Consider the following 21,234-nt stretch of genomic DNA (forward strand, 5'->3'; position numbering starts at 1 on the left):
TTTTTATGTTTACTTTTTGAAATTAAATTTCTTCTTTTTGAATGAGTTCTGTACGAATTTCCTGTGGTGCCAATAGTCCTGAATGGACTGGGTATGGGCGTTCCAACAAGTCAAGAATGGTTTGTTGTTTTTCAGACACACGGATATTTTCTTGACTCATGTTGTAGTAGCGAAGGACATAACCTTCTTCATTCTCAGCCACCTTAAAGGCTGTTGGGCAGACTTGTGGCAAGTTCAGGGCCAGATGGTTAAAGAGACTACCCGTTGCTGCAACGCTACCCTCTTGTTTTGCAACTTGAAGAGCTGTAAATGGCACCTGGAAGGCTTTGGCACGACGGAAGGCTGAGAAGCGTTCCCCTGCTTGGTGACATTCTACTGCAAATTCAACTTCAATATCACGCAAGCACTGAGCTTCCGGTGTTGGGAAGTAGCCCCAGTCACCGAGTTCGCCTGAAGCACGAAGAAGGGTTACAGCCATGGTGTCATCTCCAAGGATTTCGTATTCGTGCAATCCTTTATTGGATACGGTCACTCCTTTTACATCATCATACAAGCTGACAAAAGCTTGTTGGTGTTGTGGATTTTCAGGATTTTCCCAAGAAGCTGCTGGTTTATTTGGTCTTGTCACAACTTCATAGATGCTTTCAGAATCATTGCTTGGACGAATGTTATGAGTTTTCACCAAGAGACGAATGCGGTGGTCTTTGGCTGTATTAGTAAAGCGAGTCTTGAAGCGAATCTGTGGATTGTCCACAAAGACGGTCATCTCAGTTTCAAGAGGAATGGTTGTCAACTCTTCTGAACGACCTGCATCTCGTTTCATGAACTCGATGATGCCTCTTTGTTCTGCATCCAATTTTTCATCTGCGCTAACTGGAATAGTCAAGTCATGTTTGAGCAATACCTTAGCATATCGAGCATTGTTTTCTAGGACTTCATAGCCTTTCAGTTGAGCATAAATTGGCTCAGTCCCTTTTGGTTGGAAGTAAATGTACTCGTTACCAATATCTCCACGGTCCTCGAATTGGATGAAATCTTCGTAAGCTTCGTTTGTAGTCTTGTCATAGACTGTGATTCCTTCATCTACACTGACAGTTACGAATGGGGTATCAATGACTCCATTTTGATAAATACCATCACGGTAATCTACTTGACCTTCGACCAATTGGAAGCTTGCCCAAGAAAGCGGTGCAAGGTGGACTGGGATTGTCACGCGCACTTGGCGTGCAATATATGGTTGGCGGAATTTATCCTTAGGCAAAGTATAGCCAAAACTTGCTCCCAAGTCTTCAACCTTGGCTTCAAGGATATGGCCATCCAAATCTTCAACATGGTAATCTGGCAAGGTCACGGTTGCTATCTTCTTGTAACCTTCAGTCGGATGCAATTCTTTAAAATCACAAGTCACAACATCCACTACAACACTAACTGTATCAACCTTGTCATGTAAAGCTGTGTTGACAACGGTAAAGAGGTGGTCGCTTTGCGCTTCCTGAGTTGCTATTTTATGTTTCCACTCGTTAAGAAGATTACTCTTAACAAAATTCCCGACTTGGTTGACCTTGGCAAAACGAGTTTCCATTTCACGGTGAACTTCGTCAATACTACAGCCACAGATACTATCGTGCGGTGCATTTTGCAGAAGTACTTTCCAAGCATAGGTCAATTGATCCTTGTGGTTGTGTCCTCCAGTGATAATGGTTAATGGTTCCACGACCTGCTCTAACAAGTTGCTATTTTCTTGGAAGGCTTGTTTGAGGTAAATACGGGAAGAAGATGTGTTAGCAAGAGTATACCAACCATCCGTTTCCTGACTGGTCAACTCACCTGTGACCGTTGATAATTGTTCAGGAAGGGCACTTTCCAGTGCTTGGACATATTCATCAAATGAGCTATGAATAAAGGTCACGTCAGGGAAGAGTTCGTTTGCCACACGAATGGCTTCGCTCAGATTTCTCTGAACAGGTTGGTGGTCACAGCCGTTCATCATCAACCATTGGTTGGTCGATGCATAGTCACGAACGTCTGCTAATTTTTGCTTCCAGAAAGTCAAGGCTTCGTCTTTATCCACTGGAATTTCATTCCCGTTACTGTACCAGTTAGCAAAAAGAATGCCGAGTACACGGCTACCATCAGCCCCTTGCCAGTACATCTCAGAAAATTGAGAGGTAAACTGTTCATCTTCAAGGACTTGATTGTCAAATCCGATTGGCTTGACACCGCGACCAAAGGCTGCTACGTGAATACCTGATTTTTGAAGGATTTGAGGAGCCTGCCCCATATTTCCAAAGGTATCTGGGAAGTAACCAATTTGAGTAGATTTGCCCCATTTAGCGCATTCCGCTTGTCCAATCAAAGTATTGCGGACGTTAGCTTCACTGGAAATCAAGTAATCATCCTGCAAGATATAGAAAGGCCCAATCTTCAACTTGCCTTCGTCGATATAACGCTGCACCTTGTCACGGTTTTCAGGGCGAATTTCTAAATAGTCATCGAGGACAATGGTTTGTCCATCCAAGTGGAAGCTCTTGAACTCAGGATCATTTTCAAAAAGATCAAACAGATTGTCAAAAAGTTCCACCAATTGCATACGGTGACTTTCAAAAGGTAGATACCACTCACGATCCCAGTGACTGTGAGAGATGATATGTACAACAACATTTTCCATGAGTAAAACCTCATTCTAACTTAAATTTAAAAATATATTTGTGATTCTTTCCTAGAATCAGTTGAGCGAAAACGTGCTCCTTATACTCAATGAAAATCAAAGAGCAAACTAGGAAGCTAGCCGCAGGCTGTACTTGAGTACGGCAAGGTGAAGCTGACGTGGTTTGAAGAGATTTTCGAAGAGTATTAGCGAATATCTAGGTAATCCAAGACCAATTCGCAGAACATCATGTTGGCCCATGAGAACCATTCACGTGAGTAGAGTGTCGGATCATCTACGTGGAAGCTTTCGTGCATGACTCCAGTACCACCATCGCAGGCAACCAACTGGTCTAATAAATGTTTTTTCTCAGCTTTATCTGTAGCTGTCAAGCCTTGGATAGATAGGGCAATCGGCCAGATATAACGATAGAAGGTATGAGAGCTTCCGAGACCGCTAGCGTATTCTCCTTGGTAGAAGTAGGGATTTTCAGGGCTGAGAATGGTGCGACGAGTTGCTTGATACACTTCGTCATTGACATCACAGTAACCAAGATATGGAGCAGCTAACAAACTTGGTACGTTAGGGTCGTCCATGATGCTAGCATTTCCTAAACCGTCTACTTCAAAGGCATAGATCTTCTCGCCCTTGCTGTTAGTCGTGTAGGCGTAATTTTCGATTCCTTCTTGGATTTCAGCTTGCAGACGTTTAGCATCAGCAATGATGCTTTCACTATCGGCTAGATTCAATTCTGCAAAGATTTCTTGGACATATCCCAAAACAACCACCGCAAACATATTTGATGGAATCAAGTAGCTATACTGACAGCAGTCATCACTTGGACGAAAGGCTGACCAGGTCATTCCTGTCACGGCAAAGTCAGGTCCAAAACCATCATTAACCAAAGTGTCTTCCTTACGGTCGGTATCACGAACAAAGCGATAAGGAGAGTTCTTGTGGTCTTGCTCCACCGTCCAAAGATGAAGAATCTCCTTGGTCGCCGTAACAAAAGTTTCATCAAACTGGCTAGTCTCACCAGTTTCCTTCCAAAGAAGGTAAGCCAATTGCAAGGGATAGCAAAGCGAATCTACTTCATACTTGCGTTCCCAAATCCAGCCATTGAGGTCTGTATGGTCTGTCTCGTGATGACCCTTCCAGTTCTCCTCAATATTGAAAGAGTTGGCATAGGGATCCTTGAGAATCAAAGTCATCTGGCGTTTAACCAAACCAGCAATGGTCTGGCGCAAACGAGGGTCTCTTTTTGCCACATGAAGGTATGGTCTAAGCTGAGCAGTCGAGTCCCGAAGCCACATAGCTGGGATATCCCCAGTCAGCACAAAGGTCGAGCCATCTTCTAAGATTTCAACTGTATTGTCTAAAGTGTCTGTATAGCAACGCTCAAAGACATCCACCCATTCAGGATGTTCCTTGGCTCTCTCCGCTACCTCATCTAGCCACTCTCTGACGATTTCTTTAGAATAAACCATAAACTATTTTGCCTCTTTCAAACAAATTTTCATTTTCAGTATATAGCTTTTAGTCCAGAAAATATATACACAAATGTTAGTCATTATTCTACAAAATTGTTATATTTTGAAGTCATTTTCTCAAAGTATCCTTTTTCTGATATAATGTAGAAAACTACAGAAGGAAATCGCTATGAAGCCTATACTTGAAACCATTGATACCCGCTTTGGCACCGCGAGCAAGCATGCCTTTTCTCGGGGAAATACCCTACCTTATGCTGGAGTGCCTTTTGGGATGAATTACTTTGTTCTACAAACTAGTGACCAGGAAGGGTCTTGGTTTTTTGATCCCCATCTTCCCATATTTCAGGGTATTCGACTAACCCATCAGCCTAGCCCTTGGATTGGCGATTATTCTTGGTTGCTACTGACTCCTGTTACAGGAGAAATCAGTGGCGACACCCTCTTCCATCGTCAGTCTTCTTATAACCTTAATCGTGCTATTTTCAATCCCCATTTTCTAAAGATTTTTTCTGAACGTTACCAGATTGAAACTCAACTCACACCTACTTGCTATGGGGCTTCTATTCAACTAAGACAGATACAAGGCAAGAAGATCTCACTCTATCTGCATGCAGCTGATGATTTATCATTAGAGCAAGTAGATGAGCGTACTGTCAGCCTTGGTCAAAGCGGATTAACCGAAACCAACAAAAGTCCCCTCGTCATGTTCACTGCCCTCGCATTCTCTACGGATATTCTATCTATCTATCAAGTGGGGCAAAACTGGCGTATCGACCTAGCCGGAGCAGAAGCTCTAGTTCAACTAGCTACTTCTTTTATTTCTAAAGAACAGGCCCTCTTTAATCTGCCTAGAAAAGACTTTGAAGAAACGAAGTCAGAGGCTAAAGCAAATTGGGAAGACCTTCTAGGACGTTTTGATGTCGTGGAAACTGGCTCTGTAGACCGAACATTTTTTGATCACTGTCTTTATAGACTCTTTCTTTTCCCACAAACCTTCTATGAGGTAAATGAGCAAGGCGAGACTATTCATATAGACCTTGCTTCAGGAACGATTAAGTCTGGTCTGCTCTTTACCAACAATGGTTTTTGGGATACCTTCCGCACTTCATTCCCACTCTTTGCCTTGATTATTCCAGAGCACTATCGTCAGTTTCTTGAAGGTTTCCTCAATAGCTATAGAGATACCGGGTATCTCCCTAAGTGGCTGGCTCCTGACGAAAGAGGAATGATGCCTGGGACTTTGATTGATGGCCTTCTTGCAGATAGTGCCTGCAAGGATATGGCACCTGAACTTGAAGAAGAATTTCTCAAAGCCATGATTGAAACTGCGACCAAGGCAGATCCAAAAGCTATCAATGGACGACACGGCCTGGCCCAATACCAAAAGCTAGGATACCTATCCACGGACTTCCATGAAAGTGTCAGTCATACGCTAGATTATGCCTACAGCGATTTTTGTATCTCTACTTGTGCAGCAAAATTAGGTCAAGAAGAGCTAGCTCAAACCTATGCTCAATATTCTAAAAACTATCAGAATCTATTTGACTCTGAGACGGGTTACATGAGGGCGCGTGATGTAGATGGCAACTTCCGTCCTGACTTTTCTCCCTATAGTTGGGGTCGTGACTACGCTGAGTGTTCAGCTATTCAAGCCAGTCTCGGTGTCCTACACGATATTTCTGGACTTAGCCAACTAATGGGTGGAAAAGAAGCCTTTAGCAACTATCTTTTGAAAGCTTGTCAAAGTCTCCCACTTTTTGAAACGACTGGCTATGGATATGAAATTCATGAGATGAGCGAGATGGCAACAGCGCCATTTGGTCAACTAGCCATTTCCAACCAACCAAGTTTCCACATCCCCTATCTCTTCCGCTACAGTAGTTATCCCCAATATACCAGTCTCTTAATCAAGACCCTCCGTCAAAAAGCCTTCCGAGCTAGCTGGGATGCTTATCCGGGCGATGAGGATAATGGTAGTCTTTCGGCTTGGTATGTCTGGTCTGCTCTTGGGCTTTACCCAACCTGCCCAGGAAAAGCAAGCTATGATCTTGGAATTCCGCTCTTTAATCACCTTCGTGTCTATCTGACAGAAACAAATCAGTGGTTGGATGTTCGTACTCAGCAAAATTATGAACACTTCCACTTTGTCCAAGGCTGTCAACTGGACGGAAAAGAAAAACAAAGCATCAGCCATCAGGAATTGCTCAATGCCAAGACTCTCGACTTTACCCTCAGCTGGTTACCGAAGCATAATTAGTAGCTAGTTGCTTCTAAGTTTTCCACAGGTTGTGGAAAAAGATAGAATACTAACACGCCTGAAAAGGATATAAAAGAACTCTCTCTCATTAAGTTTGACTAGCTCCTTAAGCCCCCAAAAAATCTACTCCTACAAAGATTACTAGTTACTAGTATATCGTAAATGATTCCTGCCTCTTGTTTTCATACCACTTTATGATTGACTATCAAATTGATAAATAGTTTTCCACAGGTTGTGGATTATCTCAAATGATTTCTCCGGAAGTTACCATTCCAAATTTGATAAAATCCCCTCAATAGACTGAGGGGATTTTTGTCTTTAGTTTTAAACAAGCTCTACTTAGCCTCATACCAAGTCACGCCTTCATTTTCATCAGCAATCAGGGGCACACTGAGTTGAATGGCTTCTTCCATGGTTTGTTTGACGATTTTTTTAATGGCAGCCAATTCTGACTTAGGCACTTCAAGAACAATTTCATCGTGTACTTGTAGAAGCATCTTAGTTTGATAACCACCTGCTACCAAGGCTTTATCTAGCTGAATCATGGCAATTTTGAGAATATCTGCAGCCGATCCTTGAATAGGTGAGTTGATAGCTGTACGCTCTGCAAAACCACGAATGTTAAAGTTACGCGAATTGATATCTGGCAACTCACGACGACGTTTGAAGAGAGTCTCTACATAACCCTTATCACGCGCCTCACGAACCACTTCATCCATGTAGTTTTTAATACCTGGGAAGCGTTCAAAGTAAGTGTCGATGTATGCTTTAGCCTCTTTACGGCTGATACCTAGGTTATTGGATAAACCAAAGTCTGAAATTCCGTAAACCACTCCAAAGTTGACAGCCTTGGCATTGCGACGGTCGTTTGGAGTCACATCCTCAGGACGTTCAATTCCAAAGACACGCATGGCTGTCGAGGTATGAATATCAGCTCCCTCTTGGAAGGCCTTGATTAAGTGCTCATCTTTAGAGATATGCGCCAAAACTCGCAACTCAATCTGTGAATAGTCCGAGCTGAGGAGGACACTGTCCTCCCATTCTGGTACGAAAGCCTTACGGATAAGGCGACCTTGTTCCAAACGAACAGGAATATTTTGCAAGTTTGGATCCACACTAGATAGACGCCCTGTCTGAGTCAAATCCTGCACATAGCGCGTGTGAATCTTGCCATCCGCTAAAATCCAATCCTGTAAACCAATCACATAAGTCGATTGAATCTTAGCAATCTGACGATAATCTAAAATTTTCTTGACGATTGGGGCAATAGGAGCTAGGCGCTCTAACACATCCACTGCTGTTGAATAACCTGTCTTGGTTTTCTTGGTGTATTCTATAGGGAGACCTAGCTTTTCAAAAAGTAGTTCGCCCAACTGCTTAGGCGAGTTGATGTTAAACTCCTCACCAGCCAATTCATAAATCTCTTGAGTTAGCTTTTCAATGACAAGCTCATTTTCAGCTTGCATCTCGAGTAGAGTTTCTTTTTTAACCTTGATCCCAGCGATTTCCATCTTAGCAAGAACAAAGGCCAGAGGCTGCTCCATGTCATAGAGAAGGTCCAATTGTCCATTTTCACTTAATTTTTCAAGTAAAACAGGCTCTGTCTCAACCAGCACAGCAACCTTGCGAGCCAAGTGCTCCAAGAAGGTTTCTCTCTCAGGGATAGCTTTCTTGACACCCTTACCATAGAAGGTTTCATCATCAACCAAATAAGTTTGACCATAGAGACTAGCAATGGTTGAAATTTCATTATTCTCTACAGTAGAGAGAAGGTATTTGGCCAAGCGACTGTCAAAAGCAGGAGCCTGCAAGTCCAAACCAAAGCGATTTAAGAGCACTTTAGCTTTCTTAAAGTCATATACTTTCAGAGGTGTTTTTTCTAGAAAATCCTTAAGAATCGGATCCTGCAGAAGTTCCAGCTTATCTGTAGCATAGAGCTTGTCTCCACAAGACCAGGCAAAACCAACCAAATCATCTGTATGGTAATTTTCACCAAAAAGTTCAAAGTGGAAGATAGAGTCGGCACTCAGCATATCTTCAGTCACTTTGTCCACCACGGTGAAATTCAAAGTCTCAGCTTGGTTAGTCTGAGAAGCATTCAAAGCCTGCTTGAGTTGTTTAAAGCCCATCTCATCGTAGAATTTCCCAAGGTTTTCCACATTTGGTCCACTATAGACCAAATCATCTAGACCTATCTCGATTGGTGCTTTCGTATCGATGGTAGCTAGTGTTTTAGACAGAAAGGCTTGTTCCTTGTCATTAACAAGATTTTCCTTCATCTTGGAAGCCTTCATGCCATCGATATTTTCATAAATACCTTCCAGCGAGCCGTGTTCTAACAAGAGCTTGATCCCAGTCTTTTCACCAATCTTGGTCACCCCAGGGATATTATCAGACTTATCCCCCATGAGTGCCTTAAGATCAATAAACTGAGCTGGGGTAATCCCCATCTTTTCCATGAGATATTCTGGAGTAAAGGCCTCAAACTCGGCGACACCTTTCTTAGAAATCTCAACCACTGTATGATCATCCGTCAGCTGAATCAAGTCCTTGTCTCCGCTGACGATGGTCACATCAAAAGAATCCTTTTCAGCCAAGCGACCAAGAGTTCCAATGATATCATCCGCCTCATACTGAGCCAACTCATAATGGCGAATTCCAAGATGGTCTAGCATCTCACGAATGAAGGGAAATTGCTCACGAAACTCATCTGGAGTCTTAGCACGACCACCCTTATAATCAGCATACATCTCTGTACGGAAAGTCGTTTTTCCCGCATCAAAAGCAACCAAAATATGACTCGGTTGGACACGCTCCAGTAGGTGATTTAGCATCAGATGAAATCCGTAGATTGCATTGGTATGTAGTCCATTGTCATTTTTAAAACGATCCAGTTGCTGGTAAAGTGCAAAAAATGCTCGGAAAGCAACTGAAGATCCATCAATCAATAATAATTTTTTCTTGTCCATACACCCATTATAAAGGAAAGCAGGGAAAAATACCATTGCTAAGAGTTAGATTATCGGTCAAGGCTTATTGGGATGTTTGTTCTACTCGCGCACCATTGCTGTCAACTTGGAACCCATCGATAGTCGTATCTACTGCTAATTCTCCAGATGCGTTCACGTAATAATGTTTCCCTGAGAGCTGGAACCACTGACTTGTCTTCATAGCACCCGAGCTTTCGAGATAATACCAGATGCCCTTATCCTTTAACCATCCTGTCTGCATTTCTCCAGACGATTTCAGGTAATACCACTTGGAACCGTCTTTTAGCCAACCGGTTCTCATGGCACCACTTGTTTGGAAATAGTACCAACTGCCGTCTATTTTTTTCCAACCAAGAGCCACTTTATCATTTTCATAGTAGTACCAGATTGTCCCCTGTTTTTCCCATCCATTCTTAGCAGTTGCTGTCTTAGCTATCTGGACATATCTGCGATTTCCAGTTCGGGATAGATAACTAATCCACTTATAGCCATCTTTTTCAAGAGTCTGATCGTAATGAACACTTTCTCCAGGATAGTAATAGTCAATAATCTCAGCCGCTTGTGATGGCTGGTTCATAATAGCAGCTTTTTCTGTAAAAACATGGGTTCCACTAGATACTAAAGTTGGTTGATAATTCCCTGTACTAGCCTGTCCTACATCTTTAAAATGAATGAAGCCAGTCATAGAGCTCGCCTTCACAATTCTACGATTGTACTTCTCTCTAATACCATAATTGTACTCCTCGATTTCAATCATGTCACCAAGGACATTGGATACCCAGGCTACGTGGCCATACTGTCCGCTCGCATCCCAAGCTATAGAGCCAATTGCTGGATTCTGATCGACACGATAGCCTTCTCTTTTAGCCCGATATCCCCATTGATTTGCATTTCCATACGCAGCTGGTAACTCAAAACCATTTACACTGCTAAGACGAAAGGCAGCAAATGAAGTACACTGTCTTGAGTACATTCGCCACTTATCAATTTCTTGACTTCCATTTTTATAATAATAGGGATAATCATCTCCTCGTGCCAGTGAGCCATTGTTTGCCTGATTGGCATGAACAGCTCCTCCACCAAACAAAAAAGCACCTGCTAACAGTAGGGAAGCTGTCCCCACTGTCGTTCTCTTAAGAAAAGTTCCCTTGTTACTATATGTCATTCATTCTCCTTCGAATAGATAAATTTTTGAGGTTGACCTCATTTATATCATTCGAAAGAAAAAGAAAAAAGTGAGAAAACTCCCACTTTCAACCTTAATCCAAATAGTGAATCAAATTCTTTTCCGTTAAAATATCAGAATACGTGAAGGATTCAACGTAGACGTTGGCCTGTTTGTCCCCTTCAACATCCCCAAATTCAACGATAAAGAGTGATGGATAAACTTCAATAAGTCTTCCCAAGCGATTCTTTTGGCGTTTACGACCATTTTCCAAGGTCATTTCCACGACTTGTCCTTCATGCGCCTTGATTTCTTCTTTGATTTTTTTCATCTTGGCTACATCTGTAAATGCATCTGTCATCTTTGTTCCTCTCTCTTCGAAATACTTGAAAACTTGTTATACTCTTTTTGAAAAATCAATTCTACCGTTCCACGTGCACCGCTACGGTTTTTCTCGATAATAACTTCTACCTTGTTATTCGGAAGACCTTCCTCTTCTTCGCCACCACGCTCATAATAGTCATCACGATAGAGAAAGGCGACGATATCCGCATCTTGCTCGATAGATCCTGACTCACGAATATCTGATAATACAGGCCTTTTATCTTGACGTTGTTCAACACTACGTGACAGCTGACTTAGCGCGATAACAGGCACCTTCAGTTCCTTGGCCAGAATTTTCAACTGACGTGAAATCTCTGAAACCTCTTGTTGACGGTTCTCACGACCAGTCCCTGTAATTAACTGCAGGTAGTCAATCAAGATCAATCCAAGATTGCCTGTTTCCTGAGACAATTTTCTGGCGCGTGAACGAATCTCCGTAATTCGAATTCCAGGGGTATCGTCAATATAGATACTTGCTTTTGCAAGATTACCTTGAGCAATCGTATATTTGCGCCACTCTTCCTCAGTCAATTGCCCTGTACGGATAGAGTGAGACTCTACTAGTCCTTCGGCAGCCAACATACGGTCAACCAGACTCTCAGCACCCATCTCAAGCGAGAAAATTGCAACGGTCTTGTCTAGCTTGGTTCCAATATTTTGAGCAATATTCAAGGCAAAAGCAGTCTTACCAACCGCAGGACGAGCAGCAAGAATAATCAACTCCTCCTCGTGCAAACCAGTTGTCATATGATCCAGGTCCTGATAACCAGTTGCAATCCCCGTAATATCCGACGTTTGTTGTGATCGAACTTCCAGATTCCCAAAATTAAGATTTAAAATGTCACGAATGTTTCTAAAACCACTACGATTTGCATTCTCACTGACATCGATCAAACCTTTTTCTGCTCTAGCAATGATTTCATCTGCTGGACTAGAAGCCTCATATGCTTGATTGACAGACTCTGTCAACTTAGCAATCAAACGACGAAGCGTGGCTTTCTCTGCTACTATTTTTGCATAGTATTCAGCGTTTGCAGAGGTTGGTACAGAGTTGATAATCTCAACAAGGTAGGACAAGCCACCAATGTTTTGCAAATTACCTTGATCATCTAATATCGTACGAACAGTCGTTGCATCAATGGCTTCGCCTCGATCTGACAAATCAACCATGGCCTGAAAAATCAAACGGTGAGCATACTTAAAGAAGTCTCGAGAGTCAATATATTCTCGAACAAATACGAGTTTACTCTCATCGATAAATATAGCTCCCAATACCGATTGTTCTGCCAAAATATCCTGGGGCTGAACTCGTAGTTCCTCTACTTCTGCCATCAGACTTTCCTTCCTTTTACAAAATCATTACTCAAATCTAGCTTAGCCTTCTTTTACACGAAGATTGATGACGCTAGTTACATCCTGATAAATTTTTACCGGAACATCAATCAAGCCAACTGCTCGAATTGGAGATTGAACTTGAATATGACGTTTATCAATTTTAATTCCAAATTGTTTTTGGAGCTCTTCCGCAATTTTCTTGCTAGTAATTGAACCAAAAGTTCTTCCATCTGGACCAACTTTTTCAACAAACTCAACAATTGTTTCTTCTGCTTCAAGTTTCGCCTTAATTTCTTGTGCTTCTGCAAGAAGTTGAGCATGTGCTTTTTCTTCAGATTTTTGCTTCCCGCGCAACTCACCAATTGCTTGTGAAGTCGCTTCTTTAGCAAGGTTTTTCTTAATCAAAAAGTTTTGCGCATAACCTGTTGGCACTTCCTTGATTTCGCCTTTTTTCCCTTTGCCTTTTACATCTGCTAAAAAGATTACTTTCATTCTTCTGTCTCCTTTTCTCTAATTTCATTAGAAATAACGGTTTTTAGTTTATCACCTGCTTCTTGCAGAGTCATATCTGTCAGTCGGGCAGCTGCCAGGTTGAAGTGGCCTCCACCTCCCAACTCTTCCATAATCCGTTGCACATTGATCTTACTTCGACTTCGTGCAGAAATGGAAATATCCCCTTGGCTGTTTTTAGCAATGACAAAGCTAGCTTCAATACCTGACATAGCTAACATAGTATCAGCCGCTTTACTAATCACTACAATATCATACTCCTTATCATCCTTGGCCTGAGCTACAAGAATAGAAGGTTGTACGGCCTGTCCTTGCAAGATTAGCTCATTAACCAATCGATACTCTTCAAAGTCAGTCGCCGCAAGTTCTTGAATTACAATACTATCACTACCACGTGTTCTTAGATAACTTGCCACGTCAAAGGTTCGACTAGTTACACGAGAAGTGAAATTCTTAGTATCCAGCATCATACCTCCCATAAGAACACTAGCTTGGATACGACTTAAGCGTGCTTTCTTAGAGTTTTGGAATTGAATTAACTCTGTTACAAGCTCGCTCGCGCTACTTGCTCCACTCTCGATATAGGTGATAACAGCATTTTCCGGGAAATCCTGATCTCGTCTATGGTGGTCAATAATGATGGTTTGTGTAAACAAATCATAAAACTCTTTTGACAAGGTTAAAGCTGTCTTAGAGTGGTCGACCATCACTAGCAAGGAACGATTAGTGACCATTCCCATAGCTTGAGTTAGAGGGATGAGTTTTGTTACTCCCTCATTCTCTAAGAATTGAATGGCACGATGAATGTCCGGAGACATTTGTTCTGCATCATAGACCACATAACTTTCATCCAAGACGTTACTCGAGAACAATTGCATACCAACAGCAGAGCCTAAAGCATCCATGTCTAAGTTTTTATGACCAACCACGAAGACATGGTCAACGCTTCTCAACTTTTCAGAGATTGCCGTCATCATTGCTCTTGTACGTGTTCTTGTTCGCTTAATAGAAGCTGCAGAACCACCACCAAAATAAATTGGATTTTTCGTCTCATCATTTTCTTTTACAACGACCTGGTCTCCACCTCGAACTTCTGCAAGGTTGAGATTTGATAAAGCAACTTTACCAATACCCTCATGATCGCCATCACCGTATGACAAGCCCATACTCATGGTTAAGGCTAAATCTCTCTGCTTAGCTTCTTCACGGAAGGTATCAATTACAGAAAATTTATCCTGCATCAATTGCTCTAATACCGTATAGTCGGTAAATAAGTAGAAACGATCCATGGTTACTCTACGAGAAAACATCTGATGTTTTCCGGTAAACTCTGCGACAAAATTCGCAACAAAACTATTAATGTGACTGATGTCAGATTCAGATGTTTCGTCCTCTAAATCATCATAATTATCTACCGAAATAATACCAATAACAGGGCGACTTGTAACCAATTCTACTGTGGCTTCGTACTCTCCAGAAACGTCAAAAAAGTAGAGTACACCAGAATTTCTATCTAGATGTACAGCATAACGTTTTTCTCCCACATTTGCATAAATTCCAGGAGAAGATATGGATGTTTTTATAATTTCTTGAACTTGAGGAAGATCAATTTCTCCATCTTCCGTTGTCAGCATTAACTCTGCGTAGGGATTGAACCACTCAATCTCACTACTTTCCATGTTTAGTTTGACAACTCCAACCGGCATCTGTTCTAAGAGTGAACTTAAACTATCTTCCGCCTGATGGTTTACGTACTGAATTTGTTCAATTTCTGTTTTTTGATAAGATTTCTTCTGAAAATAAAATAGCAAAAGAAATGCCACCATCAAGAAAAATAAGCATGCTATTGTGACTAGGTTATTTTGAAGAAAAATAACCAATACAGTCATGATTATAAAGGCAATCCCAACAAATAAGTATATAAAAAAGGGATTCAATTCATTTTTTTTCATTACAAACCTCTTGCGCAATATTATACCATATTTGCACTGAAAAAGCGACCTCTAAAGAAGGAATAGCACTTGTGCTCAAATGTAGTATTCATGAACACAAAAGGTGGTTTACACTAGTGTAAACCACCTTTTTAATCTAAGCATATTAAGTATTATGATTCTTTCACTTCAAGAAGACCAATATCTCCATCTTCGCGTCGATAAATGACATTTGTTGTTTCATCTTCAACATCGATATAAATGAAGAAATCATGCCCCAATAAGTCCATCTGAAGAAGTGCTTCTTCAAGGTCCATTGGTTTTAAATCAATTTGTTTTGAACGAACAACTTTAGGTTGAGCAGCATCTGTCTCTTCTACCAAGGCATCTGTAAATAGTTGGCTAGTAGAAACTTTATTTCTGTTCTTACGTTCAATTTTAGTTTTATTTTTACGGATTTGGCGCTCAATCTTATCTGTCACCAAATCAATAGATCCATACATATCTTGAGAAACGTCTTCTGCACGAAGAGTTATAGACCCAAGCGGAATTGTTACTTCTACCTTAGCAGTCTTTTCACGATACACTTTCAAATTTACACGCGCATCTAATTCTTGATCTGCTTGGAAGTATTTTTCGATCTTTTCGAGTTTAGAAACTACATAATCACGAATTGCTTCAGTTACTTCTAGGTTTTCACCACGGATACTATATTTAATCATATAAGTACCTTCTTTCTAAACATATTTGTTTTTCTACATTTATTATAACGCTTTCATAATCTTTTTGCAATCTTTTTCCTCATCTTACGAGGGAAAATGTTTTAACCTCTTCTGCTCCTGCATTTTCTAGCATACTCTTGACACGGTTAACAGTCGCTCCAGTCGTATAAATATCATCAATCAATAGAATCTTTTTGGGAATCCTACTGTCTTCTTTAATAAAAAACGGAAGTTCCGTGGCCAAACGCTCCGAACGATTTTTAGAAGAACTGGCTTTCTCTTCTCTTTTCCCTAATACATCCAGATGGGAAAGTCCTGCTGCTTCTATTAGGCCTGCAACCTGATTAAAACCTCTTTTTGCATACCTCTCAGGGCTTAAGGGTATTAAAATAAAATGATAATCCTTGTATTTTTTTAAATTCTCTTTTAAAATCATAGCAAAAACCTTTCGGAGAATATAATCGCCATCAAATTTGTAACGATTAAAGAAGTCTTTCATGGCTTGATTATAACTAAAAATCGCTTCATGGCTTACTTCAATCCCTTCTTTACACCAAAGTTGACAATCTTGACACGAAATTGACACTCCTTTTTTATGACAATTTGGACAATGTTCTTCCCCAATCATTTCAAAACTTGAGTAACAAGCTAAACAAAGTGAGCTCTCCTCCTTTTTCAAAAAAAGAAGCTCTCCAAAGGTTAGATTTTTCTTCAAATGTTGGCCACATAGTAAACAAATCATAGACCTGCCTCCTTGTTCATCAGTTTAATTTCTTTTATAGCATTCTTAATCGAACGATTTAATCCATTATGAAAGAAAATTAGATCTCCTGTAGGTCTATCCATGCTGCGACCTACACGTCCTCCAATTTGAATGAGGCTTGATTTTGTAAAAAGACGATGGTTTGCTTCTACGACACAGACATCAACACAAGGGAAGGTAACTCCGCGCTCCAATATTGTTGTGCTTATCAATATGGTCAATTCCCTATCCCTAAAAGCTTGAACTTGCTCTAATCTATCTTCAGTAACTGAGGATACGAAACCAATTTTCTCATTTGGAAATTTCTCTTGTAAGATTTCCTTCAACTTCTCTCCCTTTGTAATTTCTGATGCAAATATTAGTAAGGGGTAGCCAGTTCTTCTCTGGTTTTCAACATATCTTTTTAGCTTTGGTGGTAGGCGAAACTTATCCAAACATTTATCCAGATCAGATAGCCAAACAGGTTTGGGAATAATTAAAGGATTTCCATGGAACCGCCTTGGCAGGCTTAGTCTTTTTAGCTCCCCTAAGCGAACCTTCTTATCCAACTCATCTGTAGAAGTTGCAGTGAGAAAAATTCTGAGTCCATTTTCCTTTACACAATTATTTACAGCTTTGTAAAGCATCTTGTTGTCAACATAAGGAAAAGCATCTACTTCATCTACTATTAGTAAATCAAAAGCATGATAAAACTTTAATAATTGATGTGTTGTCGCAACAACCAGAGGGGTTCGAAAATATGGTATAGACTCTCCATGCAGTAAAGCTATTTCGCAAGCAAAGTCATTCTGCAATCGCTTATACAATTCCAAACAAACATCTATCCGTGGACTTGCTAGACAAACTGCGCCACCATCATTAATAACTTTCGCAACAACTTTATAAATCATCTCTGTCTTCCCAGCGCCAGTCACTGCATGAACTAAAGTCGGTTGCTGGTTCTCTATTGCTTGAAGTAAGCCATCTGATACTTTCTCTTGAAATGGAGTCAATTGTCCCTTCCATTTAAGAACATCTTGTTTAGGAAAATCTTCTTGAGGGAAATAATATAAGGCCTGATCACTCCTAACTCGCTTCATCAACAAACATTCTCGGCAGTAATGAGCATTAATAGGTAGAGACCATTCATCTTGAATCATACTATCACATCGTTGGCAGAAGAGTTTCCCCTTCTCTTTTATCATGCTTGGCAGCTTCTCCGCCAGTTGTCGTTCTTCAGGGCTTAATTCTTGTTCTGTAAAAAGTCGACCAAGATAATTTGGATTTATTTTCATACTTCTTTATTCGTAAAATCTAGAACTTTAGACTATTTTTTAGTACAATAAAAATATGGAATTTAGAACGATAAAAGAGGACGGACAAGTCCAAGAAGAAATCAAAAAATCACGATTTATTTGTCATGCAAAACGTGTCTATAGTGAAGAAGAAGCTCGTGCCTTTATCACTGCTATCAAAAAAGAACACTATAAGGCTACCCACAACTGCTCTGCTTTTATTATCGGTGAGCGCAGTGAAATCAAGCGAACCAGTGATGATGGAGAGCCAAGTGGAACTGCTGGTGTACCTATGCTAGGAGTTCTAGAAAACCACAATCTTACTAATGTCTGTGTAGTTGTTACCCGATATTTTGGTGGTATTAAGCTGGGTGCCGGAGGCCTCATTCGCGCTTATGCAGGAAGTGTCGCCTTAGCTGTCAAAGAAATTGGCATTATTGAAATCAAAGAACAAGCAGGAATTCAAATTCAAATGAGCTATGCTCAATATCAAGAGTATGGGAATTTTCTTAAAGAACATAATCTTATGGAACTCGAAACCAACTTTACAGATCAAGTTGACACAATTATCTTTGTCGATAAAGAGGATAAAGAGGATACCAAAGCTGCCCTCATAGAATTTTTTAATGGGAAAGTTATTCTAACAGATCAAGGTTTACGAGAAGTTGAAGTCGCTGTAAACCTTGTGTAAAGCACTTTTAAATATCTTCCCTCAATTTTTAGATTTACACTGACTATTTTTCTGATTGTTATAAAAAAATCCTATCGCTTCGATAGGATTTCTATATTTTACAAAAGTTTAAGATAGCGTTATACTAGAAGCATCTTATATAAAGAGGTGCTAACATGGCTATTTATAACAATATCACAGAACTTATCGGAAAAACACCGATTGTTAAATTGAATAATATTGTACCAGAAGGTGCAGCAGACGTTTACGTAAAACTAGAAGCTTTTAACCCAGGTTCATCCGTTAAAGACCGCATCGCTCTTAGTATGATTGAAAAAGCAGAACAAGAGGGTAAACTGAAACCAGGATCTACTATTGTAGAAGCAACAAGCGGGAACACTGGTATCGGTCTTTCATGGGTTGGCGCTGCTAAAGGTTATAAAGTTGTCATCGTTATGCCTGAAACAATGAGTGTTGAACGCCGTAAGATCATCCAAGCTTATGGTGCTGAACTAGTCCTCACTCCCGGTAGTGAAGGAATGAAAGGTGCGATTGCTAAAGCGCAAGAAATTGCTGCTGAACGCGATGGTTTCCTTCCATTACAGTTTAATAACCAAGCTAACCCAGAAGTTCACGAAAGAACAACAGGAGCTGAAATTCTAGCTGATTTCGGGGCTGATGGTTTAGATGCCTTTGTTGCTGGTGTTGGTACTGGAGGAACTATTTCTGGTGTCTCTCACGCTCTTAAATCGGCTAATTCAGACATTCAAGTTTTTGCAGTTGAGGCAGACGAGTCAGCAATCTTATCAGGTGAAAAACCAGGACCTCACAAAATTCAAGGTATCTCTGCAGGATTCATCCCAGAAACACTTGATACAGAAGCTTATGATGGTATCGTTCGCGTGACATCAGACAATGCTCTTGCGCTTGGTCGCGAAATTGGTGGAAAAGAAGGCTTCTTGGTAGGTATTTCTTCTGCCGCAGCTATCTATGCAGCAATCGAAGTTGCTAAAAAACTTGGGGCAGGTAAAAAAGTCCTTGCGCTTGCACCAGATAACGGAGAACGTTATCTATCTACAGCGCTCTATGAGTTCGAAGTCTAGTCTCCTAAATACAAAAAGCCCTTTAACAAGGGCTTTTTAATTTTTTCTATATGAAAAAGGAAGCAAATCTGCTTCCTCTTTTTATTATTAGTTATTCAAAGCTGCTGCCATTGTAGCTGCAACTTCAGCTTCAAAGTCATTTGCAGCTTTTTCGATACCTTCACCAACTTCAAAGCGAGCGAACTCAACTACTGAAGCGTTAACTGATTCAAGGTATGCTTCAACTGTCTTGCTGTCGTCCATGATGTAGACTTGTGCAAGAAGTGTGTATGCTTGGTCAACTTTAGTGTTGTCAAGCAAGAAGCGATCCATTTTACCTGGAATAATTTTGTCCCAGATTTTTTCTGGTTTACCTTCTGCTGCCAACTCTGCTTTAATGTCAGCTTCAGCTTGAGCGATAACTTCATCAGTCAATTGTGCTTTTGATCCATACTTCAAGTGTGGAAGAGCTGGTTTGTTAACCATTGCACGGCTTTCATTATCTTGGTCGATTACGTGATTCAATTGAGCCAACTCATCTTTAACAAATTGCTCATCCAATTCTTTGTATGAAAGAACCGTTGGTTTCATCGCAGCAATATGCATTGAGATTTGTTTAGCAAGGGCTTCATCTCCACCTTCGATTACAGAGATAACACCGATACGTCCACCATTGTGTTGGTATGCTCCAAAGTGTTGAGCATCAGTTTTTTCAAGCAATGCAAAACGACGGAATGAGATTTTTTCTCCGATAGTTGCTGTTGCAGACACATAAGCTGCTTCAAGAGTTTCACCTGAAGGCATTGTCAATGCAAGTGCTTCTTCGTTGTTAGCTGGTTTACCTTCAGCGATTACTTTAGCTGTAGCATTTACCAATTCAACGAATTGAGCATTTTTCGCAACGAAGTCTGTTTCAGCATTTACTTCAACTACTGCTGCAACGTTACCATTCACAAATACACCAGTCAAACCTTCTGCAGCAACACGGTCAGCTTTTTTAGCTGCCTTAGCCATACCTTTTTCGCGAAGCAATTCAATCGCTTTTTCGATATCACCTTCAACTTCGACCAATGCTTTCTTAGCGTCCATGACACCAGCACCAGATTTTTCACGCAACTCTTTAACAAGTTTAGCTGTAATTTCTGCCATTTTGATTCTCCTATATTTTTTAAAAATAGGAGAGCCGGGCTAAGCCCCGCCCTCCTAGGTAATGATTACTTATTTGAATTAAGCGTTGTCGCCTTCTACAACTTCAACGATTTCTTCGATTGAGTCTGCTTGAGCTTCTGAAGCTGCAAATTCTGCTTCAACTGCTGCTGCGTCTTCGCCTTGACGACCTTCGATGATAGCGTCTGCCAATTTAGCTGTGATCAACTTAACTGCGCGGATAGCGTCATCGTTAGCTGGGATGATTACATCGATATCATCTGGGTCAGTGTTTGTGTCAACCATCGCTACAACTGGGATACCCAATTTTTTAGCTTCTTTAACAGCGATTTGCTCTTTATGTGGGTCAACTACGTACATTACATCTGGGATGCGAGGCATGTCTTCGATACCACCCAAGAATTTTTCAAGACGAGCGCGTTGTTTGTTAAGAAGTGCAACTTCTTTCTTAGGAAGAACATCAAAGATTCCTTCTTCTTCCATACGTTTGATTTCTTTCAAACGAGCGATACGTTTTTGGATTGTTCCCCAGTTAGTAAGGGTACCACCCAACCAACGGTGGTTGATGTAGTATTGACCTGAACGTTCTGCTTCTTCTTTAACAGCGTCAGCAGCTTGTTTTTTAGTACCAACAAACAATACAACTGCATCGTTAGCTGCTGCATCACGCATAAAGTCGTATGCTTGGTCAGCGTATTTTACAGTTTGTTGCAAGTCGATAACGTGGATTCCGTTACGCTCAGTGAAGATGTACTTAGCCATCTTAGGGTTCCAGCGACGAGTTTGGTGACCAAAGTGTACACCAGCCTCAAGAAGTTGTTTCATTGAAATTACTGCCATGAGTATT

At 40.8% G+C, this 21,234-nt stretch carries 16 protein-coding genes; 3 read left to right on the plus strand and 13 right to left on the minus strand.

Features of this window, described 5'->3' with window-relative positions:
- Positions 1-22: 22 nt before the first annotated feature.
- Positions 23-2,668 carry an alpha-mannosidase gene (locus QM923_RS08145; protein ID WP_414291496.1) on the minus strand — a complete coding sequence of 882 codons (2,646 nt, stop codon included), beginning with the start codon at positions 2,666-2,668 and terminating at the stop codon, positions 23-25.
- Between the two features lie 185 nt (positions 2,669-2,853).
- Positions 2,854-4,134 carry a glycoside hydrolase family 125 protein gene (locus QM923_RS08150; RefSeq protein ID WP_414291497.1) on the minus strand — a complete coding sequence of 427 codons (1,281 nt, stop codon included), beginning with the start codon at positions 4,132-4,134 and terminating at the stop codon, positions 2,854-2,856.
- A 172-nt stretch (positions 4,135-4,306) separates the two neighbouring features.
- Here QM923_RS08150 and QM923_RS08155 point away from each other — a divergent pair, with 172 nt between their 5' ends.
- Positions 4,307-6,394 carry a GH92 family glycosyl hydrolase gene (locus tag QM923_RS08155; protein WP_414291498.1) on the plus strand — a complete coding sequence of 696 codons (2,088 nt, stop codon included), beginning with the start codon at positions 4,307-4,309 and terminating at the stop codon, positions 6,392-6,394.
- Between the two features lie 335 nt (positions 6,395-6,729).
- On the opposite strand, the gene polA is transcribed toward QM923_RS08155, so the two are convergent.
- From polA to QM923_RS08200, 9 genes are all read right to left on the minus strand, one after another.
- Positions 6,730-9,363: a DNA polymerase I gene (gene polA / locus QM923_RS08160; protein WP_414291499.1), complete on the minus strand. Its 2,634-nt coding sequence runs from the start codon at positions 9,361-9,363 to the stop codon at positions 6,730-6,732.
- Between the two features lie 64 nt (positions 9,364-9,427).
- Positions 9,428-10,549, minus strand: coding sequence for an SH3 domain-containing protein (locus QM923_RS08165; protein ID WP_414291500.1), 1,122 nt, complete (start codon positions 10,547-10,549; stop codon positions 9,428-9,430).
- A 94-nt stretch (positions 10,550-10,643) separates the two neighbouring features.
- Complete coding sequence (locus QM923_RS08170) at positions 10,644-10,910, minus strand: Veg family protein (protein WP_004250994.1); 267 nt, start codon at positions 10,908-10,910, stop codon at positions 10,644-10,646.
- A complete protein-coding gene (gene dnaB, locus QM923_RS08175; RefSeq protein WP_414291501.1) occupies positions 10,907-12,265 on the minus strand; it encodes a replicative DNA helicase in 1,359 nt (452 codons plus the stop codon). Before dnaB ends, QM923_RS08170 begins: the two co-directional genes overlap by 4 nt.
- Positions 12,266-12,307: 42 nt before the next feature.
- Positions 12,308-12,760, minus strand: coding sequence for a 50S ribosomal protein L9 (gene rplI / locus QM923_RS08180; protein WP_004250991.1), 453 nt, complete (start codon positions 12,758-12,760; stop codon positions 12,308-12,310).
- Complete coding sequence (locus QM923_RS08185) at positions 12,757-14,730, minus strand: GGDEF domain-containing protein (RefSeq protein WP_462217787.1); 1,974 nt, start codon at positions 14,728-14,730, stop codon at positions 12,757-12,759. Before QM923_RS08185 ends, rplI begins: the two co-directional genes overlap by 4 nt.
- 152 nt (positions 14,731-14,882) lie before the next feature.
- Positions 14,883-15,431, minus strand: a complete 549-nt coding sequence (gene hpf / locus QM923_RS08190; RefSeq protein WP_006153348.1) for a ribosome hibernation-promoting factor, HPF/YfiA family — start codon at positions 15,429-15,431, stop codon at positions 14,883-14,885.
- Between the two features lie 79 nt (positions 15,432-15,510).
- Complete coding sequence (locus QM923_RS08195; RefSeq protein ID WP_414291502.1) at positions 15,511-16,173, minus strand: ComF family protein; 663 nt, start codon at positions 16,171-16,173, stop codon at positions 15,511-15,513.
- Complete coding sequence (locus tag QM923_RS08200) at positions 16,170-17,468, minus strand: DEAD/DEAH box helicase (protein ID WP_414291503.1); 1,299 nt, start codon at positions 17,466-17,468, stop codon at positions 16,170-16,172. Before QM923_RS08200 ends, QM923_RS08195 begins: the two co-directional genes overlap by 4 nt.
- 55 nt (positions 17,469-17,523) lie before the next feature.
- Here QM923_RS08200 and QM923_RS08205 point away from each other — a divergent pair, with 55 nt between their 5' ends.
- Positions 17,524-18,159, plus strand: a complete 636-nt coding sequence (locus QM923_RS08205) for a YigZ family protein (RefSeq protein WP_414291504.1) — start codon at positions 17,524-17,526, stop codon at positions 18,157-18,159.
- Positions 18,160-18,314: 155 nt separating this feature from the next.
- Positions 18,315-19,241 (plus strand): cysteine synthase A, encoded by a 927-nt coding sequence (gene cysK, locus QM923_RS08210; RefSeq protein ID WP_250307859.1) that lies wholly within the window; start codon positions 18,315-18,317, stop codon positions 19,239-19,241.
- Between the two features lie 87 nt (positions 19,242-19,328).
- On the opposite strand, the gene tsf is transcribed toward cysK, so the two are convergent.
- Both tsf and rpsB read right to left on the minus strand, forming a co-directional pair.
- Positions 19,329-20,369, minus strand: coding sequence for a translation elongation factor Ts (gene tsf, locus QM923_RS08215; RefSeq protein WP_414291505.1), 1,041 nt, complete (start codon positions 20,367-20,369; stop codon positions 19,329-19,331).
- Between the two features lie 78 nt (positions 20,370-20,447).
- Positions 20,448-21,227, minus strand: a complete 780-nt coding sequence (gene rpsB / locus QM923_RS08220) for a 30S ribosomal protein S2 (protein WP_000268475.1) — start codon at positions 21,225-21,227, stop codon at positions 20,448-20,450.
- Positions 21,228-21,234 lie beyond the last annotated feature (7 nt).

The sequence above is a fragment of the Streptococcus infantis genome (assembly GCF_047463275.1).
Classification (GTDB): domain Bacteria; phylum Bacillota; class Bacilli; order Lactobacillales; family Streptococcaceae; genus Streptococcus; species Streptococcus infantis_AF.